At 65.0% G+C, this 19,947-nt stretch carries 18 protein-coding genes and 3 tRNA genes; 7 read left to right on the plus strand and 14 right to left on the minus strand.

The genetic code is table 11. The annotated features are described in order from the left end of the window. Positions 1-84: 84 nt before the first annotated feature. Positions 85-1,470 (plus strand): DEAD/DEAH box helicase, encoded by a 1,386-nt coding sequence (locus BKX93_RS18070; protein WP_070980791.1) that lies wholly within the window; start codon positions 85-87, stop codon positions 1,468-1,470. Positions 1,471-1,577: 107 nt separating this feature from the next. Beyond that, positions 1,578-1,856 (plus strand): hypothetical protein, encoded by a 279-nt coding sequence (locus tag BKX93_RS18075; protein WP_144410140.1) that lies wholly within the window; start codon positions 1,578-1,580, stop codon positions 1,854-1,856. Positions 1,857-1,920: 64 nt separating this feature from the next. Here the strand turns inward: BKX93_RS18075 and BKX93_RS18080 are convergent, their stop codons facing one another. From BKX93_RS18080 to BKX93_RS18090, 3 genes are all read right to left on the minus strand, one after another. After that, entirely contained in the window at positions 1,921-2,202 is a 282-nt protein-coding gene (locus BKX93_RS18080) for a hypothetical protein (protein WP_046155400.1), read from the minus strand. 104 nt (positions 2,203-2,306) lie between these two features. After that, positions 2,307-3,245 (minus strand): cation diffusion facilitator family transporter, encoded by a 939-nt coding sequence (locus BKX93_RS18085; protein WP_046155399.1) that lies wholly within the window; start codon positions 3,243-3,245, stop codon positions 2,307-2,309. A 191-nt stretch (positions 3,246-3,436) separates the two neighbouring features. Further along, entirely contained in the window at positions 3,437-3,691 is a 255-nt protein-coding gene (locus BKX93_RS18090) for a hypothetical protein (RefSeq protein WP_070980792.1), read from the minus strand. A 105-nt stretch (positions 3,692-3,796) separates the two neighbouring features. Here BKX93_RS18090 and BKX93_RS18095 point away from each other — a divergent pair, with 105 nt between their 5' ends. Beyond that, on the plus strand, positions 3,797-4,786 hold the full coding sequence (locus tag BKX93_RS18095) for a serine/threonine protein kinase (protein ID WP_070980793.1): 990 nt from the start codon (positions 3,797-3,799) through the stop codon (positions 4,784-4,786). Between the two features lie 4 nt (positions 4,787-4,790). Here BKX93_RS18095 and BKX93_RS18100 read toward each other — a convergent pair whose 3' ends face one another. From BKX93_RS18100 to BKX93_RS18145, 10 genes are read right to left on the minus strand one after another with little or no spacing between them, the layout of a single operon-like run. Then, positions 4,791-5,984 (minus strand): EAL domain-containing response regulator, encoded by a 1,194-nt coding sequence (locus BKX93_RS18100; RefSeq protein ID WP_070980794.1) that lies wholly within the window; start codon positions 5,982-5,984, stop codon positions 4,791-4,793. 19 nt (positions 5,985-6,003) lie between these two features. Next, positions 6,004-7,077 (minus strand): protein-glutamate methylesterase/protein-glutamine glutaminase, encoded by a 1,074-nt coding sequence (locus tag BKX93_RS18105; protein ID WP_046155395.1) that lies wholly within the window; start codon positions 7,075-7,077, stop codon positions 6,004-6,006. Next, positions 7,074-7,703, minus strand: a complete 630-nt coding sequence (locus tag BKX93_RS18110) for a chemotaxis protein CheD (RefSeq protein WP_231153066.1) — start codon at positions 7,701-7,703, stop codon at positions 7,074-7,076. Before BKX93_RS18110 ends, BKX93_RS18105 begins: the two co-directional genes overlap by 4 nt. A gap of 25 nt (positions 7,704-7,728) precedes the next feature. Beyond that, positions 7,729-9,348, minus strand: a complete 1,620-nt coding sequence (locus BKX93_RS25590) for a methyl-accepting chemotaxis protein (RefSeq protein WP_046155394.1) — start codon at positions 9,346-9,348, stop codon at positions 7,729-7,731. Positions 9,349-9,388: 40 nt separating this feature from the next. After that, positions 9,389-9,934 (minus strand): chemotaxis protein CheW, encoded by a 546-nt coding sequence (locus BKX93_RS18120; protein ID WP_021475896.1) that lies wholly within the window; start codon positions 9,932-9,934, stop codon positions 9,389-9,391. A gap of 21 nt (positions 9,935-9,955) precedes the next feature. Then, positions 9,956-11,551, minus strand: coding sequence for a methyl-accepting chemotaxis protein (locus tag BKX93_RS18125; RefSeq protein ID WP_082106992.1), 1,596 nt, complete (start codon positions 11,549-11,551; stop codon positions 9,956-9,958). Further along, on the minus strand, positions 11,548-13,764 hold the full coding sequence (locus BKX93_RS18130; RefSeq protein WP_046166348.1) for a chemotaxis protein CheA: 2,217 nt from the start codon (positions 13,762-13,764) through the stop codon (positions 11,548-11,550). Before BKX93_RS18130 ends, BKX93_RS18125 begins: the two co-directional genes overlap by 4 nt. Further along, the gene (locus BKX93_RS18135) at positions 13,754-14,050 is read right to left on the minus strand and encodes an STAS domain-containing protein (RefSeq protein ID WP_052717283.1); all 297 of its coding nucleotides are present in this window, start codon (positions 14,048-14,050) and stop codon (positions 13,754-13,756) included. Before BKX93_RS18135 ends, BKX93_RS18130 begins: the two co-directional genes overlap by 11 nt. 26 nt (positions 14,051-14,076) lie before the next feature. Next, positions 14,077-14,445 carry a response regulator gene (locus tag BKX93_RS18140; RefSeq protein WP_046155392.1) on the minus strand — a complete coding sequence of 123 codons (369 nt, stop codon included), beginning with the start codon at positions 14,443-14,445 and terminating at the stop codon, positions 14,077-14,079. An 18-nt stretch (positions 14,446-14,463) separates the two neighbouring features. Continuing rightward, entirely contained in the window at positions 14,464-15,363 is a 900-nt protein-coding gene (locus BKX93_RS18145; RefSeq protein WP_070980795.1) for a hypothetical protein, read from the minus strand. A 196-nt stretch (positions 15,364-15,559) separates the two neighbouring features. Between BKX93_RS18145 and BKX93_RS18150 the strand changes: the two genes are divergently transcribed. The 4 genes from BKX93_RS18150 (at position 15,560) to BKX93_RS18165 (ending at position 17,104) form a co-directional block, all read left to right on the plus strand. Then, positions 15,560-16,786, plus strand: coding sequence for an aspartate kinase (locus BKX93_RS18150; RefSeq protein WP_021475890.1), 1,227 nt, complete (start codon positions 15,560-15,562; stop codon positions 16,784-16,786). Between the two features lie 62 nt (positions 16,787-16,848). Continuing rightward, positions 16,849-16,942 (plus strand) — tRNA-Ser (locus BKX93_RS18155). A gap of 6 nt (positions 16,943-16,948) precedes the next feature. Next, a tRNA-Arg gene (locus tag BKX93_RS18160) sits at positions 16,949-17,025 on the plus strand. A gap of 4 nt (positions 17,026-17,029) precedes the next feature. Next, positions 17,030-17,104: transfer RNA gene (locus tag BKX93_RS18165), tRNA-Glu, on the plus strand. 116 nt (positions 17,105-17,220) lie between these two features. Here the strand turns inward: BKX93_RS18165 and BKX93_RS18170 are convergent. Beyond that, entirely contained in the window at positions 17,221-19,905 is a 2,685-nt protein-coding gene (locus BKX93_RS18170) for a TonB-dependent receptor plug domain-containing protein (RefSeq protein WP_070980796.1), read from the minus strand. Positions 19,906-19,947: the final 42 nt, after the last annotated feature.

Genomic DNA, 19,947 nt, shown 5'->3' on the forward strand with positions numbered 1-19,947 from the left:
GTCTGGCAGCTGTTATTGATGAACATCGGGGCGCGTTGGCGCGAAAGGCGCAACGTGCCCTTACGTATTGCAGGAGTGTGTTGAATGTTGTTTTCCGAACTCGGCTTGTCGCCGGAAATCCTGCGCGCCATCGACGAGCAGGGCTATAGCCAGCCGACGCCGATCCAGGAGAAGGCGATTCCCCTGGTGCTGTCCGGCCGCGATCTGCTGGCCGCTGCCCAGACCGGCACCGGCAAGACCGCAGCCTTCATGTTGCCGATCCTGGAGAGGCTGAAGAAGTTCGCCAATACCAGCGTGTCGCCGGCGATGCATCCAATCCGCGCGCTGGTGCTGTCGCCGACCCGCGAGCTGGCCGACCAGATCGGCGTCAATGTGCAGAGCTATACCAAATATCTGCCGTTGCGCGCCACCACCGTCTATGGCGGCGTCAATATGGACCCGCAGACTCAGGAACTGCGCCGCGGCGTGGAAGTCCTGATCGCGACGCCGGGCCGCCTGCTGGACCACATCCAGCAGAAGACCGTGCAGCTGAACAAGGTGGAAGTGCTGGTGCTGGACGAAGCCGACCGCATGCTGGACATGGGTTTCATCCAGGATATCCGCAAGATCATGGGCATGTTGCCGAAGGAACGCCAGACGCTGCTGTTCTCCGCGACCTTCGCGCCGGAAATCAAGCGCCTGGCCGCCGATTTCATGCATACGCCGCAGACTGTGGAAGTCGCGCGCCAGAACGCCACCAACGAGCAGGTCGAGCAACTGGTGTTCAAGGTGGACAATTTCAAGAAGCGCCAGGTGCTGGCCCACTTGATCCGTTCGCGCGAGATGAGCCAGGTGATCGTGTTCTGCAAGACCAAGATCAGCGCCGACCAGCTGGCGCGCGATCTGAAGCGCGACGGCCTGGATGCCGAAGCCATCCATGGCGACAAGACCCAAGGCACGCGCCTGGAGACGCTGGCCGCCTTCAAGGAAGGCAAGCTGCGCGTGCTGGTGGCCACCGACGTCGCCGCGCGCGGCCTGGACATTTCCGAGCTGCCTTATGTGGTGAACTTCGAGATGCCCAATTCGCCGGAGGACTACGTGCACCGCATCGGCCGCACCGGCCGCGCCGGCGCCAAGGGCGTGGCGATTTCGCTGATGGGGCCGGAGGAGACGCGCCAGCATGAGGCGATCGAGAAACTGACCAAGCAGACCTTGACGCCGCAGAGCGTCGATGGTTTCGGATTGTCCAGTCAGCAGCGGCCGAAACCGATGCTGACGCCGATGCGTGAACCGATGCGCGAACCGATGCGTGAATCTATGCGTGAATCGATGCGTGAATCGTCGCGCGATCTGTCGCCGACGCCGGTGTTGTCGGCTGGCAAGGGCGAAGGGCTGAAGCAAGCCCGCCCGGGCCGCCGCAACCGCAAGGAAAAGCGCGAGGTGCCGGCCTTGCTGCTGCCGCCGCGCTACAAAGTCGAAATCATCCGTTAATGGCTGTTAACGAAACCCCGCTGCGGCGGGGTTTTGTTTTGGCGGCGGTTCCGGCGAAATGGCGGTATGCTGGGAAAAGAAAACGGTTCTCCCTAGGGAGGAAGTCGATGACGAAGAACAGAAGGTGGATTTACGCCTGTGGCGCAGGCGGGATGCTGCTGGCCGCGGCTTGCCAGGCAGGAGCTGTGCCGGTGCCGACGGAGCAGCCGATGCCTCATGGCGGTGGCGGCGTGGTTCTGGGCCCGCCTTTTCAAGGGGGCAGCTCCGCGGCGGAGGCGGCGCGGCTGTACAGGCTGCGGGTTTTGGTGCACGAGGCCGCCATCCATTGCAACGATCCCAATTGTCCGATCTGCCATCCGCAGCGCCGTCAATCGGCGCCGCTTTGACGCGAGGCGCGAAAAACGCCGGCTGCGGGAGCGCTGCCGGCGTTTTTGTTTTCAGGATTGCGGTTCAGGCGTTGTCGCCGGGGCGCAAGGGCAGCGTAGCGATGTCGCGCACCGGCGTGCCGGCGTCGCGTTTGGCATCGGCGTGGCGGAATTGATCGCGCACTTCCTGCACCAGCAGGAAGGGCGTGTCAGCCGGCCAGGATTCGTTCCAGGTGGTGGCAATCATCGGCTCTGCCGACTGGGGTGGCGCGTGGTTGACGGCGTAGGTCTCGAATTGCCAGAGCAGGCTCAGCATCAGCAGCGTCGGCACGCCGCGGCGCCAGGCATGGAAAACAGGTGTGGTCATGGTGGGGATAGACCGTCCATCCAGGGTAAAGTTGCCTGACGGATTATATGGATGGAAATGAAAATGGAATAGTTTGCGGCCTGGGTGTCGCCTGAGGCCCTGGATCAGGCCATGCGGCCCAAGCCGCGCGGTTCTTCCAGCCCGGCCGGATCGATGTGGGTCATCACATCCAGAACCGGCAGCTCATTCAGCACGCGGCCGCGGGCGCGCTCGGTGATTTCATGGGCCTGGTAGACATTGATGCGGCCATCCACCTCCAGGTGCACGTCCACCAGGATCAGGTCGCCCATCTTGCGGGTGCGCAGGTCGTGGATGCCGACAATGCCGGGCGTGTCCAGCAAGGTGTCGCGTATGGCCGCGATGTCTTCCTCGCTGGCCGCGCGGTCCATCAGGTCGTGCAGCGCGTCCCAGGCGAAGTTCCAACCCATTTTGCCCACCAGCAGGCCGACCACCAGGGCCGCCACCGGGTCCAGTATCGGGTAGCCCATCAGATTGCCGGCCACGCCGGCGGCGACCACCAGCGAAGAGGCCGCGTCGGAGCGCGCGTGCCAGGCGTTGGCCACCAGCATGCTGGAGCGCACGCGCTGCGCCACCGCCAGCATGTAGCGGAACAGCGTTTCTTTGGCCAGCAGCGCCAGCGCGGCGATCCACAATGCCAGCGAGTGCACCGAAGGAATGTCTTCAGGATGCAGGAACTTGGCTGCCGCCGAGTACAGCATGCCGCCGCCGACGGCCAGCAGCAGCAGCCCGAGAACCAGCGACGCGGCGTTTTCGTAGCGCTGATGGCCGTAATGGTGGTCATCGTCCGGCTCCTTGCCGCTGTGCCGGCCGGCCAGCAGGACCACGAAGTCGGCGAACAGGTCGGACAATGAGTGCACGCCGTCTGCGATCAGCGCCGAGGAATGCGACCACGCGCCGGCCACGATCTGCAGCGTGGACAGCACGATGTTGACGGCGACGCTGACCAGCGTGCTGCGGCGAGCGGCCTGTCGGCGCTCGGCGTTGTCGGCTTCGTCGCGGGCAAAAGTGCGGGTTTGGCTCATGGTGATTCGCATCGGCTGATTATCTCGGTATTTTATAATTGTTTTCTCTATCGGTCATTAAATTTTGATTTATAAAGTAAATGATAATGAAAACGATAATGAGATGCAGAGACCATTAAGCAAGTATGGTCGAACCTCCTGAGGCCGGATGATGAGCGGGGAATGGCCGGAAGGCGGCGTTGATTGCGTTCCTAAAAACGCTGCGAAGCCAGGTAGAGCAGATAGGCCAGCGACAGCAGCACCAGCGTGCCGCTGAGCCAGCAGGCCAGCCATTCGAGCAGTTGCCACGGAGCGTGGCGGCGGGCGAGTGTCCATGCCCGCCGCCTGGCGGCGCGGTGGAACAACAATAGCCAGCCCTGAAGGGTGATGTCGGCCCAGCGTTCGACGCCATGCCGCAGCATGGCGCTGTCCGGATGGAAACCGCGGGAAGGAAAAAACAGTTTCATGGGGTGGCTCCGGGCCTGGCATTCTCTCTTTGAAATTAGCAGATCCGGACCCGCCGCGTCGTTGAAACCCCGCGTCGCGGGGGCGACTGCCGCTATAATCCGCGGATGGACAACGCACACACTCCCCCATTCGCCGGCCTGACGCCGGATGCCATTCTCGACGCCGTGGAAAGCCTGGGTCTGCGCGCCAGCGGCAGCCTGCTGGCGCTCAACAGCTATGAAAACCGCGTTTACCAGGTGGGGCTGGACGACGAAGCGCCGCTGGTGGCCAAGTTCTACCGTCCGGAGCGCTGGAGCGACGAGGCCATTCTGGAGGAGCACGCGTTCTCCCTGCAGCTGGCCGAGCGCGAGATTCCGGCGGTGCCGCCGCTGGTTTTCGACGGCCGCACCTTGCACAGCCATGGCGGCTTCCGTTTCGCCCTGTTCGCCCGGCGCGGCGGCCGGGTGCCGGAGCTGGACCGGGACGAGACGCTGCAATGGGTCGGCCGCTTTCTGGGCCGCATCCACGCGGTGGGTCGGACCGAGGCCTACCGCCACCGTCCGACGCTGGACATCCGGAGCTTCGGCCGCGATTCGGTGGATTTCCTGCTGAATGGCCGCTTGTTGCCGCCGGAGCTGGAGGAGGTTTACCGCGGCGTGGCGGAGCAGGCGCTGCAGGGCGTGGCGCGCTGCTTCGAGCGGGCCGGCGCGGTGGCGCAGCTCAGGCTGCACGGCGACTGCCATGTCGGCAATCTGCTGTGGACCGACGCGGGGCCGCATTTCGTCGACTTCGACGACAGCCGCACCGGCCCGGCGGTGCAGGATCTGTGGATGCTGCTGTCCGGCGATCGGGCAGACCAGTCGCGCCAGCTGGGCGAGGTGTTGGCCGGCTATGAGGACTTCTGCGACTTCGACCAGCGCGAACTCAATTTGCTGGAGGCGCTGCGCACCCTGCGGCTGATGCATTACAGCGCCTGGCTGGCGCGCCGCTGGCATGATCCGGCCTTCCCGGCGGCCTTTCCCTGGTTCGGCGCGCAGCGTTACTGGGAGGAGCAGATCCTGGCCTTGCGCGAGCAGATCGCGCTGATGGACGAGCCGCCGCTGTGGTCGTGCTGAGCGCTCAGCTCGCGGCGCCGGCGGTGGGCAGCACCGGCGGCTGCCGGGTCCATTCCAGGAAGGCGGCGGCGGGCAGCGGCCGGGCGAAGTAATAGCCCTGGCCCAGCTGGCAGCCGCGTTCCGACATCAGCCGGTAGTCTTCCGCGGTTTCTATGCCTTCGGCGACCGTGGACAGCTGCAGCCGGCGGGCCATTTCGATGATGCTGTTGAAGACGGCTTGAAGGTGGGGCTTGTCTGAGATGCCGGTGACCAGGGACTGGTCGATTTTCAGCTCGGTGAAGGGGAAGCGGGTCAACTGCTGCAGGGTGGCGAAACCGGTGCCGAAATCGTCGATCGACAGGCCCAGTCCCGCCAGCCGCAATCGGACCGCGCAGCCTATCGCCTGCGCCAGGTTGTCGACGATGGCGGTTTCCGTCACCTCGAATATGATGAAGCGCGGCGGCACGTGGCTGCCGCGCACATAGCACTCGATCTCGTCCACCAGGTCGTCGCCGCGCAGCGACAGCGCGGACAGGTTGACCGACAGCGGCAGCCGCAAGCCATGGCGCGCCCATTCCTGCCATTGCGTCAGGCCTTGGCGCAGCATCAGCATGGTCAGCTCGGTGGCCCAGCCGCTTTCCTCTATCACCGGGATGAAGCGGCTGGGCGGGATCAGTCCCTGGTCGGGATGCTGCCAGCGCGCCAGCATCTCGGCGCCCTTGACCCTGCCGTCGGCCAGATTCACCTTGGGCTGGTAGTAGGGGATGATCTGGCCTTTCTCCAGCGCGACGCGGACTTCGTCCGCGGCTAGCTGAGAATCGTCGGACCGCTCTGCCTTAGGCGTCCAGACGCGGTGCATCAGGTCGAGCAGGGCGGGCAGCTGCAGCGGCTTTTGCAGGCAGCCCAGCACCGGCAGGCCCAGCTCGCGGCCCATCAGCTCCACGGTGGAGATCAGCAGGTAATCCTTGCCCGAGGTGATGATGACGGGCGCGATCAGGCCGGAGCGGGCCATCTCCTGCATCACTTGCACGCCGTCCTGTTTGGGCATTTCCAGGTCCAGCAGCAGCAGGTCGGGCATCTGCACCCGCATCAGGGTCAGGCCGCGCTCGCCGTCCGGCGCCTCCCGCACGCTGGCGATGCCGAGTTGGCGGCAGAGGTCCGTCGCGTGCTGGCGTTGCACCCGGCTGTCGTCGATGATCAGGATGTCGTGGATGTCCATGCGTCGGAATTCGTCCTGTTCAGCGGCAGATGGCTTTGGCGATCAGTTCCAGCGACATCACCTCGTCGGCGGCCCCCAGTTTGATCGCTTCCTTGGGCATGCCGAACACCACGCAGCTTTCTTCGTCCTGGGCGATGGTCTTGGCGCCACAATCGTGCATTTCCTTCAGCCCCTTGGCGCCGTCGTCCCCCATGCCGGTCATGATGATGCCCAGCGCGTTCTTGCCGGCGAACTTGGCGGCGGAGCGGAACAGCACGTCGACCGATGGCTTGTGGCGGCTCACCAGCGGGCCGTCCACCACTTCCACCTGGTAATAGGCGCCGCTGCGCTTGACCATCATGTGCTTGCCGCCGGGGGCGATCAGCGCGCGGCCGGGCAGGATGCGGTCGCCGTTGTCGGCTTCCTTCACCTCGATCTGGGACAAGCTGTTCAGCCGGTCGGCGAAGGAGCGGGTGAATTTTTCCGGCATGTGCTGGACGATGGCCAGGCCGGGGCAGGTCCGCGGCAACTGGGTCAGCACCGCCTCCAGCGCCTGGGTGCCGCCGGTGGAGGTGCCGATGGCGATGATGCGCTCGGTGGTGGCGAACACATTGCTGCCGGTGGGGGCGGACAGGATGGCGTCGGCCGACAGCTTGGGACGGGTTTCCAGCGGGTTGCCGCCGTTGGCCGACGGCATCACCCGCACCCGGTTCATCCGCGCGGCGGCGGCGCAGCGCACCGCCATCACCAGCTCGTGCGAGCTCTCCTCGAGAAAGCCCTTGACGCCGGAGACCGGCTTGGCGATGACCTCCACCGCGCCCGCGGCCATCGCCTGCATGCTGATGTCGGTGCCTTTCTGCGTCAGCGACGAACAGATCACTACCGGCGTCGGCCGGCTGGCCATCAGCTGCTTCAGGAAGGTGATGCCGTCCATTCGCGGCATCTCCACGTCCAGCACGATCACGTCCGGCCAGTGCGCCTTCATCTTGTCCATCGCCATATAGGGGTCGTTGGCGACGTCCATCACCTCGATGCCGTTGGCGGCGGTGAAAACCTGGCTCAACACCTGGCGGACCACGGCGGAATCGTCGACGATCAAAACCTTGATGCTCATTTGCGCGTCCTCGTGTTGGGAGCCTGCTCCAGCTCGGCTTCTTGCGATTGCTTGATCCAGACGTTGCCGCTGGAGACGTCGAACAGCACCAGGCGCGGGCAGTTGCCGCCCAGGTCCTCGGCCAGCAGCTTCAGGCCGAGCTGCTTCACCATCGAACGCGCCTGCTGAATATTGCGGGAGGGCACGTCGTGGCTGAGCTTGCGTTCCCGGCTCAGCAGCATCGAAGCGCCGCCTATCAGCCTGGCCTGGAATTCCAGCAGCGGCAGGCCGGTGGCCAGGATCTCGCGCAGCAGCAGCAGCATCGCTTCGTCGCCGTAGCGGCCGGACAGCGATTCGCCGCGGTGGGGCGTGCGCTGGGCGAGCAGGTAGTGGCACATGCCGCCGACCCTGGCTTGCGGGTGCCACAGCGTGATCGACACGCAGGAGCCCAGCAGGGTGCGGATGCGGGTCTGGCTGTCGCCGAAATGCCAGTCGCCCGGATGCAGGAATACCGCCTCGCCCGCCGGCTCTGCGGTCGGAGAGGGGGGCGAGCGAGGATCGGCGGGAGCCGCCGGACGCGCCGGCGGAGTGTGCGGCATGGTGCTGGCCTTCCAGGTGCGCGGCTTTGCAGCCGTTGGTGTCGTCATGGTTTCAATCTAGTACAGCGCGTTGTCAGAAGCGGAACATGTCTTCCAGTTCGTTGGCCTCCCCGGCGAGGGGGCGCGCGCCCGTCATCGGCGCCGCGGCCGGGAGCGCGCGGCGCGGCAGGTCTCGCGCCGCCGCGGGGCCCAGTTTGAAGAAGGCCATCGCCTGCTGCAGCCGCTCGGCCTGGTGGCTCATTTCCTCCGCGGTGGAGGCCAGTTGTTCGCTGGCGGCCGCGTTTTGTTGGGTCGCGTGGTTCAGATGCTGGACCGCGTGGCTGATCTGGCCGATGCCGCCGGCCTGTTCCCGGGTGGCGGCGGCGATCTCCTGCACCAAGTCCGCGGTGCGGCCGCTGGAGCGCACGATTTCCTTCAGCAGCTTGCCGGCTTGTTCGGAAACGGTGACGCTGCGCTCGGCCAGCTCGCCGATTTCCTGGGCGGCCACCTGGCTGCGCTCGGCCAGCTTGCGCACTTCGGCGGCCACCACGGCGAAACCCGCGCCGTGCTTGCCGGCGCGCGCGGCCTCGATGGCGGCGTTCAGCGCCAAGAGATTGGTCTGGTAGGCGATGTCGTCGATGATGCCGATCTTTTCGGCGATCTGCCGCATCGCCGCCACCGTCTGCAGCACCGCCTCGCCGCCTTCGGTGGCCTCGGCGGAGGCTTTTTCCGCGATGGCTTCTGTGGTGCGGGAGTTGTCGCTGGTCTGATTGATCGACGCCGACACCTGCTCGATCGAGGCCGAGCTCTGCTGCAGGCCGGCGGCCGAGGTGCTGGCGCCCTGGGACAGCGCCATCGCCGTCGAGCTGACTTGCTGCGCGGCGCAGGCGATGCCGTCCGAGCTGTTCTTGACTTCGGCGATGATGGCGAGCAGTTGCCGGCACATCTGCTGCACCGAGTCGGACAGGCTGCCGGCCGGCGCGGGCGGCATTTCGACGTCCAGCCGGCCGATCGCCACCTCGCCGGCGATTCGCGCCACCTCGTGCGGCTCGCCGCCCAGTCCGCGGATCAGCTGGCGGTAGATCATGACCAGCGATCCGACCAGCAGCACCAGCACCAGCACGCTGACCGCCGCCACGGCGGCGAAGGTTTGCGCGGTGATGCGCTGCGCTTCGCCCTCCATCCGCGCCTGCCGGTCCATGGTCTTGGCGATCAGCGGCTGCATCGCCTGGTCGTTGCGGTCGTATTGCGCCGACAGGCGGTCGAACGACTGGTTGATCGCCAGCTGGTCATGGGATTCCAGCGCCGGCAGGTAGCGGCTGTCGATTTCCTGGAAGAAGGCGTCGGCCGATTGCCGCACCTGCTGCGTCAGCAGGTCGCGCAGTTCTTGCGGCAGTTCGCTGTTGCCCCATTTTTTCTGGCCGTCGTAGAAGATGGCGCGCTGTTTCTGCAGCTGGTTGGTCAATTGCTGGCGTATCGAGGGATCGTTGGTGTTGCGCAGCTGGTTGGCCAGCAGGAAGCTGGAGATCAGCTGCTGGGTGGGAGGATCCAGATCGTTGATGAAATCCTTGCCTATCACCACCTGGTGGTACATGGCTCCATTGATCATCACGGTGCGCAGGCCCTGCCAGGAGGTGAGGGTCAGCCCTCCCAGGCCCAGCAGCACGCAGGCGGCCAGCAGGATGAATTGCCGGCGGACGGTGAATGTTTTCATCTTGGTTCCAGGCGGTCTGGTTTCGGGCTGCGGTGCGGGGTCATTCTTCCTGCGCCTCTTCCTGCCGGCTCAGTTCGGACAGCAGCGACATCTCGCCCACCGACAGCACCTTGTCCACGTCCAGCATCACCACGAAGCGGTTGTCTATCCTGGCCATGCCGGAGATGAAGTCGACGCGTATCTTGCTGCCGAACTGCGGCGGCGGCTCGATCTCGCTGTCGGGAATGGCCAGCACTTCGTGCACGGTGTCCACCAGCACGCCGATCAGCTGCCACTGTTCGTCGTATTCCATTTCGATGATGACGATGCAGGTGCGGCGGTTGATCGCGGTTTCGTCGCGGCCGAAGCGCAGCGACAGGTCGATCACCGGCACCACGGCGCCGCGCAGGTTCATCACCCCGCGGATGAAGGGCGGCATCAACGGCACCGAAGTGGGTTTGATGTATTCCAGGATTTCCCGTATCCGCAGAATGCCGATGGCGAAGGTTTCGCCGGCGAGCTGGAAGGTCAGGAATTGCCTCACCTCGGCCTGGGCGCCAGGCTCAGGGGCGGTTTCGCTGCGGCGGAGAATATTGAGTGCGGCCATGTCTGTGTCTCTCCTGCCGGGTCAGAACTGCATCAGGCCGTGTGGATCCGGCGCCGGCGGCGGTCTGCGGGCGGTATCGGACGGGGTGGCGGCATGCAGCGATCCCAGGTGGAAAAAGCCTATCAGGTCGTGCAGGTTTTCCGCCTGGCGGTTCATTTCCTCCGCCGTGGCGGCCAGCTCTTCGCTGGCGCTGGCGTTCTGCTGGGTGGTCTGATTCAGCTGCTGCACCGCCAGGCTGATCTGGCCGACGCCGCCGGACTGTTCCTTGGAGGCGGCGGCGATCTCCTGCACCAGGTCCGAGGTGCGGCGGCTGGAGCGGACGATTTCCTCCAGCAGGCTGCCGGCGCCGTCCACCAGGTCGACGCTGCTGCGGGCGAGGCCGCTGATTTCCTGAGCGGCCACCTGGCTGCGCTCGGCCAGCTTGCGCACTTCGGCGGCCACCACGGCGAAGCCCTTGCCGTGCTCGCCGGCGCGCGCGGCCTCGATCGCGGCGTTCAGCGCCAGCAGGTTGGTCTGGTAGGCGATGTCGTCGATGATGCTGATCTTGTCGGCGATCTCGCGCATCGCCCGTATCGTCTGTTGCACCGCCTGGCCTCCCTCGGCGGCTTCGCCGGACGCCTTCTCGGCCATGCTCTCGGTCAGACGCGCGTTGTCGTTGGTCTGGTTGATCGAATTGGACATCTGCTGGACCGAGGCCGACGTCTCTTCCAGTCCGGACGCCTGCTGGCTGGCCGATTGCGCGATCATCTGCGAGGTAGAGTGGATGTGCTGCGCGGCGACGGACAGGTTTTCCGAGCCGTTCTTCACCTCGCCCAGGATGGCGCCCAGCGTTTGTATCGTTTGCATGATGGAGGCGGCCAGGCTGCTCTGGTCGCCGGCGCGCAGCGGAATCTGGCCGTTCAGGTTGCCGCCGGCCACCTGGCGCATCAGCTCCGCGACCTGCCGTGGCTCGCCTCCCAGCGTGCGCAGCAGGTCGCGGCGGATCAGCAGCCCGATCGCCAGGCTGGCGAGCAGCGCGATTCCCGCCAGCAGCAGCAGGCGGTTGCGGCTGTCGATGTAGGTTTCCTCCCCTTGATGGGCGAGATCGTCGTTCAGCTTGTCCTCATAGGCGGCGAGCGCAGTAATGGTTTCGTTCAGCTGTCCGCCCTTTCCGGTCAGCAGCTGGGCTGCTTCTTTGCCTTGCTGCCTGGCCATCAGCGCCAGCGCCTGAAGGTAGTCTTGATGGACGACGCGGCTGCCGTTCTGGATGGCGTTTATCAATTCCCTCTCGCGGGGCTGGGTGCCGGATTCGCGCTGGAACATCTGCGCCAGTTGCTGCTCGGTGTCCTGGTAGCGGCGCAGCGAGTCCTGCAGGGCCTGGACCGTGCGCGCGGCCTCTTCGGGGCTGGCGGCCAGCAGGCCGTTGCGGATCTCGATGCGGATCTGCTGGTTTTGTTCCAGCAACTGGTGGGCCAGCCGCCCCTCTACATTGTTGACCTGGGTGATGTCGTGGATGATGCCGCTGGTGCTGGAGAAGCCATGCAGGGCGGCCGCCACGCACAGCAGCAGCAGGGCGATGATGGCGCCGTAGCCCAATGCCTGCTTGGTTTGAATGCGCATGCCTGATAGGGCTGTCATGGCGTGTTTCCTTGCAAGGGTGTGCCGGGGCGGGGAACGGCGTCGGCGCGCGGCGGCAGCGCGAAGCGCTCGGACTCGCGTCGGCAGGCGCGCTGTATCAGCGAGGGGACATCCAGAATCAACGCGACTTCGCCGGTGCCGAGTATGGTGGAGCCGCTGATCGCTTTCAGCGTGTTGAACAGCGCGCCCAGCGGCTTGATCACGGTCTGGAATTCGCCCTGCAGCGCGTCCACCACCAGGCCGGCCTTGCGCTCTCCGTATTGCACCACCACCACGTTGCGGCGGAGGGTCGCGGCGGGCGGCAGCTCGAAGAAGCTGTCGAGGTGCAGCAGGGGCAGCAGCTCGCCGCGCAGGTTGATGCAGTCGTGCACGCCGTTTTCGGGCAGGCCGGCCGGCAGTTCTATGCACTCGATCACGGCCTCCAGCGGCAGCACGAAGGTGGATGCGGCCACCTCCACCAGAAAACCGTCGATGATGGCCAGCGTCAGCGGCAGCCGGATGCGGAAGGTGGTGCCCTGGCCGGCTTCGCTGTCGATCTCGATGTTGCCGTGCAGCTGCTCGATGCCGCGCCGGACCACGTCCATGCCGACGCCTCGCCCGGACAGATTGGTCACTTGGTCGGCGGTGGAGAAGCCAGCCTCGAATATCTGCTGGAACACCACGCTGTCCGGCGGCTCCTCATCCAGGCCGAGCAGGCCGCGCTCGCGCGCCTTGGCCAGGATGCGTCCGCGATCGAGGCCGCCGCCGTCGTCGGCCACTTCGATCACCACGCTGCCGGATTCGTGGTAGGCGTTGAGCCAGAGATTGCCTTGGGCGGGCTTGCCGTGGGCCTGGCGGACGTCGGTGGGCTCGATGCCGTGGTCTATGGCGTTGCGCACGATGTGCAGCAGCGGGTCGCCCAGTTTTTCCACCATCGACTTGTCCAGTTCGGTTTCCGCGCCGACGATGCGCAGCTGGATGTCCTTGCCCAGTTCGCGCGAGACGTCGCGGACCACGCGCGGGAAGCGGTGGAAGATTTCTCCTATCTGCACCATGCGCATCGACAGCGTGCCGGTGCGGATCTGTTCGATCAGATTGGCGATGCCCAGTGTGGCCTCCACCAACTGCGGCTGCTGCGAGCGGCGCGCGATCAGGTTGGCCGCCGAGCCGGCGATCACCAGTTCGCCTATCAGATTGATCAGGCTGTCCAGTTTGCCGGCCTCCACCTTGATGAAGCGGCTCTCTCCGCCGCGTCCGGCGCGGGCCTCGCCGTGGGTGGGCGGGGTTTCCGGAGGGAGAGGCGCATGCGGCTCGGCCTGGGCGGCGGGCTGAGCCGGCTCGGCGGGAGAGGGCTCGGCTGTCGCGGCCAGTGGGTGCTCCAGCAAGGGATCGACGCCGGCGGGGGCCTCTTCCTCAAGCGGCTGCGGCTGGCCCAGCGCGCCGAACCGCCGCCAGGCCTCCTCCACTTCCCGCGCCTCGTCCGGCGTCGCGCTGGCGCAGGATTCATGCAAATGGGCGGCGGCGATCTTCAGCGGCCAGATGAATAGCTCGCTGTCCTCGCGGATGAATTCGAAGACTTCATGCAGCGATTTCTCGTCGATGTCCGAGTGGTACAGCAGCTCGAAGCGCAGGTAATTGCTTTCCGCGTCGAAATCGGCGCCGGCGGGCAGCCGGCAGGCGATCGCGCGGATGCCCTCCACGGTGCCCAGCGTCGCCAGATAGCGGATGAAGGATGAAGGGTCGAGGCCATTGCGCAGCACGTCTGGGCCGAAGCGCAGCGACAGCACCCAGCGCTCCGGCCGGGATGCCGCGGGGGGAGGCGCTTCCCGGACGGGAGGCTGCATCGCCTGCGGCACGGTCAGATAGCCTAGCAGCGCGGCTTCCAGCGCCTCGTCGCTCAGCGCCTCCAGCGAGTCGCCGGCCGCCAGCGCCTGGATCAGCAGCTTGACGTGATCGTGGCAGCGCAGCAGCAGGCCGACCAGCTCGTCATCCAGCTTCAGCTTGCCGTCGCGCAGCTGGTCCAGCAGATTCTCGGCCTGATGGCTGAAGCGGATGATGGGGTCCAGGCCGAACAGCCCGGCCGAGCCCTTGATGGTGTGCATGGTGCGGAACAGCGCGTTCAGCTGCTCCGAGCTGGTCTGCTCGGCCTCGACGTCCAGCAGGATGCTTTCCATCTCGTCCAGCAGCTCGCGGGACTCTTCCAGGAAAGTCTGCATCGCCTGTTCAAGATCCATCGCCGGCTCCGCTGCGCCTGAATGCCAGTTCGCCCTCCATGCCCATCTGGCGGAGGAATTCATCCAGCGGACGGCTGGGGTCGAGCAAGCCCATCCGCCTGTCCAGCCTGGCGGCCTCGCGCTGCAGCCACAGCAGCACTTGGGCGCCGGCGCAGTCGATCTCCTCTATCGAGGACAGGTCGAGCAGGATGTCCTCGCCGCTTCGCAGGGCGGCCTCCAGCTCCGTCCGCCATTGCGCGGCCTGGTAGATGGTCTGTTCGTGTCCGGCGACGATCGAAAGCGCCATGTCCGCTCCAGGGTTCGTTGGCCGGTTCAGGGCAGGATCAGCTTGGACACCGCGGTCAGCAGCACCGGGGGCTGGAACGGCTTGACCACCCAGGCCTTGGCGCCAGCCTCCTTGCCCTCGCGTTTTTTCTCATCCGCCGACTCCGTCGTCAGCATGATCACCGGCGTGAACTTGTAGTGGGGCAGCTGCTTGATGTTTTTCAGCAGGCTGATGCCGTCCATCTGCGGCATATTGACGTCCGAGATGATCAGATGGATCTTGCGGCCGTCCAGAATGTCCAGCGCTTCCTTGCCATTGCCGGCCTCCAGCACTTCGTAGCCGGCGCCGGCCAGCGTCATGCGCACCACCTGCCGCAAGGTGGTGGAGTCGTCGACGATCAATATGGTTTTGCCCATCTGCGACTACCCCGTCATTCAGAAAAAAGTGATATCGCTGGGCCCCGGCGCCTTGTCATTGCCTTCCCGGCCGTGAAGCGCGCGTTGCTCGTGGGTGGTGTAGCTGTTCTTCAGCGCGGACAGCCAGGCTTCGGTGTCCGGCGGAGTCGGCAATTCGCCTTCGCAGTTCAAGGCTTCATGCAGCGAGGCCTCCAGTTGCCAGATGTCGTTTTGCACGTGGGACAGTATCTGGCTGACCCGGTCTTGAAATTGGAGATGGGTCAGGATGTCTTCCACGGTGGCGGGCAGGTCGAAGCCGTCGGCCCGGAAGCCGGCGGCGATCTGCTGGTCCAGCGCGTGCAGCCGCTGCGCCAGCGTGCGGGCCTCTCCGGCGATTGTCGTCGCGTGGGCCGCGCCGCCGCCGGACTGGGCCAACTCGTCCAGCTTCAAGCTGGACTGGCGCAACTGCCGCAGTTCGGTCGAGAGCCTGCGCTGCAGCCCGGCGGGCGGCCACTGCGCGTCGCGTGCGTCGGCGGCGGGGATTTCGGCCGCGTCTATCGAATCCAGACCGTCATGCTCTGCCGGCTGGTGGCCGAGCAGGCGCAGCATGCTGTCGAAACGGTCGGTCAGGTGGCCGGCGGCCTCGTCTATTTGTTCGCGGCTGAGCGCGATGTGTCCGGCCCACAGCGGCAGCAGCGCATAGACGTGGCTGGCGTAGTCTCGCCAGTAGCTCTCGTTGCCGCCGCCGGAGACTAGCCGGTGGGCAGAGGAGGCGATCGGGATCGGCCACAGCAGCAAAAGCGCGATCAACAACGAAGTCAGGCCCAGAGCGGGCCAGAACAAGGGATGGTTGATCAGCAGCGTGTATTGGATTCCCCCGTTGACGGCCAGGCCGATTTGCAGCCGGATCCAGCGCCAGGGTTGAACAGGGGCGATCATGCAAGGGTCCTGTCGGTCGGATGCGTATTCTTCCTACTGATTTGTAGCCGCTGCGATGTGGGGATGCAAACAGGCAGTCAATTGTCGTAAACCGCCGGCGCCGGGCGCGGATGCCCAATTCCGCCTTGCATTTATCGACATTCTGTGGTCAGAATCGAAGTTCGACATTTCAACCATTTTGAAACAAGAAGCACGTATGGCACTCATCGTACAGAAGTACGGCGGCACCTCGGTCGGGACAACCGAGCGCATCAAGAATGTGGCCCGTCGCGTCGCCAAGTGGAAGGCCCAGGGGCATGATGTGGTGGTGGTGGTTTCCGCGATGAGCGGCGAAACCAATCGCCTGATCGCCCTGGCCAAGGACATTCAGGACTATCCGGACCCGCGCGAGCTGGACGTGATCGTCTCCACCGGCGAGCAGGTCACCATTGGCCTGTTGGCGATGGCGCTGAAGGAAATCGGCGTGCCGGCCAAGAGCTATTGCGGCTGGCAGGTGAAGGTGGTGACCGACCAGGCCCACACCAAGGCCCGCATACAGTCGATAGACGAGGGCGTGATGCGCGCCGACCTGAAGGAAGGCCGCGTGGTGATCGTCGCCGGCTTTCAGGGGGTGGACGAGGAAGGCAACATCACCACGCTGGGCCGCGGCGGCTCGGATACCTCGGCGGTGGCGCTGGCCGCCGCGCTCAAGGCCGACGAGTGCCAGATCTACACCGACGTCGACGGCGTCTACACCACCGATCCGCGCGTGGTGCCGGAGGCGCGCCGCCTGAAGACGGTCACTTTCGAAGAAATGATCGAAATGGCGTCGCTGGGCTCCAAGGTATTGCAGATCCGTTCGGTGGAATTCGCCGGCAAGTACAAGGTGCGCTTGCGCGTGCTCTCCAGCTTCGAGGACGAAGGCGAGGGCACCCTGATTACGTTTGAGGAAGATGAGAGCATGGAAAAGGCGGTAGTGGCAGGCATCGCGTTCGATCGCAACGAAGCCCGCATCAATGTGAAGGGCGTGCCGGACAAGCCGGGCATCGCCTACCAGATCCTGGGCCCGATCGCGGATGCCAACATCGAAGTGGACATGATCATCCAGAATGTCGGCGAGAACGGCACCACCGATTTCTCGTTCACCGTGCCGCGCGGCGAATTCAACCGCGCGCTGGCCATCCTGCGCGAAGTGCAGACCCACATCGGCGCCGCCAAGATCGACGCCGACGACAAGGTGGCCAAGATCTCCATCGTCGGCGTCGGCATGCGCTCGCATTGCGGCATCGCGTCCACCATGTTCCGCACGCTGGCGGAAGAGGGCATCAATATCCAGATGATTTCCACCTCGGAAATCAAGGTGTCGGTGCTGGTGGATGAGAAGTACCTGGAACTGGCGGTTCGCGTTTTGCATAAAGTTTTCGGCCTGGATCAGGCGGCGTAAATATTTTTGCGCAGCTTGCTTGACAGAGGGGGCGCCGCTAATTAATATGGCGCTCTCTGAACGGAGAAATGGCCGAGTGGTCGAAGGCACTTCCCTGCTAAGGAAGCATACGGGCTTAAACCTGTATCGAGGGTTCGAATCCCTCTTTCTCCGCCAGAAACTGCACCCGTAGCTCAGTTGGATAGAGTATCTGGCTACGAACCAGAGGGTCGGGCGTTCGAATCGCTCCGGGTGCACCAAAACGTCCCTATAGTTTAGCGGTTAGAACACCGCCCTTTCACGGCGGTAGCCGGGGTTCGATTCCCCGTGGGGACGCCAGGATTCAGAAAAAAGCCTCGCATGAAAATGCGGGGCTTTTTTCATTTCTTTATTCATTTTCGTGCCGGATCGCGTAACAAAGGGATGCCTTGCGGCATCCCTTTCTCGTCTCCGCCTTAGAACTTGTGGTTCAGCTCCAGCCAGGCCTGGCGGCCGTATGGCGCGTAACTGCCTACTGGGTAGTAGGGCCAGCCGCCGGTGTAGTCCTTCTTGAGGAAATCCTGGACGTTGTTGACGATCAGCCCAAGCGATGTCTTCTTGTTCAGCTGGCGGGTGACGCTCAGGTTGGCGAGCACGGTCGGCGTCAGGTAGCCATTGCCGGCGCCGTTGGGGATCTTGCCGTAGCGAGTCAGCAGCAGCGTGGACGACCAGTCGCCGATGTTCCAGGTGGTGGTGAAGTCCAGCTTGTCCGGCCAGTCGGTGTTGCTCATGTCGGTCAACTCGTTCTGGGCCGGGTCGCCGGCGAATTGTTGGTAGGTGTGGGTCAGGACCTTGGTATAGGTGGCTTTGAACAGGAAATCGCCCAGCTTGGCGGTGCGCAGGCGGTATTTGCCGCTGAGGTCGATGCCGCTGGTGCGTTCGCTGGCGGCGTTGATCGGATTGACGACGATGGTGTTGATCGCGCCGGGGTCTACCACTGCATTGTTCGGATTGCGCATCACGCGACGGAGCGCGTCCTGGCACTGGGTGGAGCTGGCGTTCAACTGGCCGCCGCGGCACAGCGCCTCGTCGCGCAGCAGCTTGTCGGCGCTGAGGGTGGTGACCAGGTCGTCGATGGTGATGTTCCAGTAGTCCAGCGAGATGTCGGCGTCGCGGCTGGGCGACCAGACGAAGCCCAGTCCATACGATTTCCCGCTTTCCGGCTTCAGGCCGGCGTTGCCGTTGCTGATGTAGTTGGAGCCGGGCGAGACGCCGGCGTATTGGCAGTTGGCCAGCGGCTGGCCGGCTTGCGCGCAGCGCCAGTAGTCGGTGGTGGATGAGTAGTAGCCTCGGGTCTGGGTCTGGAACAGGTAGCTCATGTCCGGAGCGCGGAAGCTGGTGGCGTAGTTGCTGCGCAGCAGCAGGCTTCCGGTGGGGCGGTATTCCAGGCCGGCGCCGTAGGTGAGCTTGCCTTCGCTGTTGGCGGAGGTCTGGTAGCGGTCGTAGCGGCCGGACAGGGTCAGGTTGACCGGTTTGGCCAACGGCAGCAGCAGTTCGGCGCCGGCCGCCTCGCGCGAGCGGGAGCCGCTGGCTCGGATCGCGGGGCTGGCGTTGTAGTACACGCCCTGGTTCAGGCTTTGGTCGGGGTCGTTGCTGAAGCCTTGGCTGCCCCATTCCAGCAGGCCCGCCAATTTGGCGGGGCCGGCCGGCAATTGGAAGGCCTCTCCGCTGGCGCTCAGGCTGAGCACCTGCAGCCAGGATTTGTTGTTGCCAGTGCTGTCGCCGATCAGGCTGGAGGCTTGCGTCGGCGTCAGCGGCCGGTAGAAGCGGCTGGTGTTGGGGGCGTAGATAGGAACGCCGCTGCCGTCGGTCCCGAGCTGCGAGCCGAGGAAGTAAGCGTTGACGCCGGAGAGCAGCATCGGGGTGGTGGTGCGGCTGGTGTAGACTGAGGCGTTGTAGGCCGCCTCGTAATTCCAGCTGCCGGTCAGGTCGCCGCGCACGCCCAGCGTCAGGTTGGCCGCCAGGTCGTCCCACTTGCGGTTGTAATTGCTGGTTCCGCCCAGCTCTTCGGGGGCGAAGCGCTTGTTCCAGACTTCGTAATTGCCGCTGTTCTGGTTCAGGAAGTAGCCGCCCTGGCCGGCGGCCGCGGTCCAGTTGGGGCCGCGGGTGTTGTTTTCGGTGTGAGTGACGCCCAGCATGGCGTCGCTGAACAGCTCGGCATGCGAATTGATCTGGTAGTTGAGGCTGAGGAATCCGCTCTGGCTTTGGGTGGCCGTCTGTATCGTCCAGTACGATGGTTTCAGCAGGCCGCTGGCGCAATATCCTTTTTGGCTGTTGCCCACGGTGGTGACGCTGCCGGCGAACATGCCGGCGAAATTGCCGCAGGCGCTGCCGGCGTCGAGATAGGCGCCGCCGGCGATGCGTCGCGACAGGATGGCGGAGGGGGCTTCTCCGAGGGCGGTGGAGTCGGACATGAAGCCCCGCTGGCGCGACCAGATCGCGTTGCGTTTGCTCAATTCCAGGCCGTAGACCGCGCTGAGCTGATCCCAGCTTTTGCCGCCGGTCAGCTGCAGCCTGGCGTTTTCGCCGCCGTGATGCTCGGTGGAGCCGATCTTGACGTTGACGGCGGCGCCGTCGGTTTTCTTTTTCAGGATGATGTTGACCACGCCGGCGATGGCGTCGGAGCCGTAGATGGCGGAGGCGCCGCCGTTCAGGATTTCGATGCGGTCTATCAGCGCGGCGGGGATGTTGGCCAGGTTGACGAAGTTGACCTGGCCCTCGTAGGCGATCGGATAGTCGGCCATGCGGCGGCCGTTGATCAGCGTCAGCGTGTGATTCGGTCCGAGGCCGCGCAGGCTGATGGCGTTGGCGGCCGGCGTGAAGGTATTGCCGAAGTCGGCGCCCTGGGTGAAGCCGGTGTTCTGCGTCAGGTTGTTCAGGGCATCGTAGACATTGGTGTAACCCTGTTTTTCGATGTCGTCGCCGCTGATGACGGTGACGCTGGTCGGGCCCTCTTTGGCGGAGCGGGCGATGCGCGAGCCGGTGACGGTCACGCGTTCCAGCGAGTCGGCCGGCGGCGTGTCGGCCAGGGCTGGCCAGGCGGAGAGAAGCAGCAGGGCGGATAGCAGCCTGGGGTGGGGCGGAGTTTTCGCGGAATGCACGGCGGGCCTGTTCTTGTATGGGTATCAGGAAGAACAGGATAT

Source organism: Chromobacterium vaccinii (assembly GCF_001855275.1).
Taxonomy (GTDB): Bacteria; Pseudomonadota; Gammaproteobacteria; order Burkholderiales; family Chromobacteriaceae; genus Chromobacterium; species Chromobacterium vaccinii.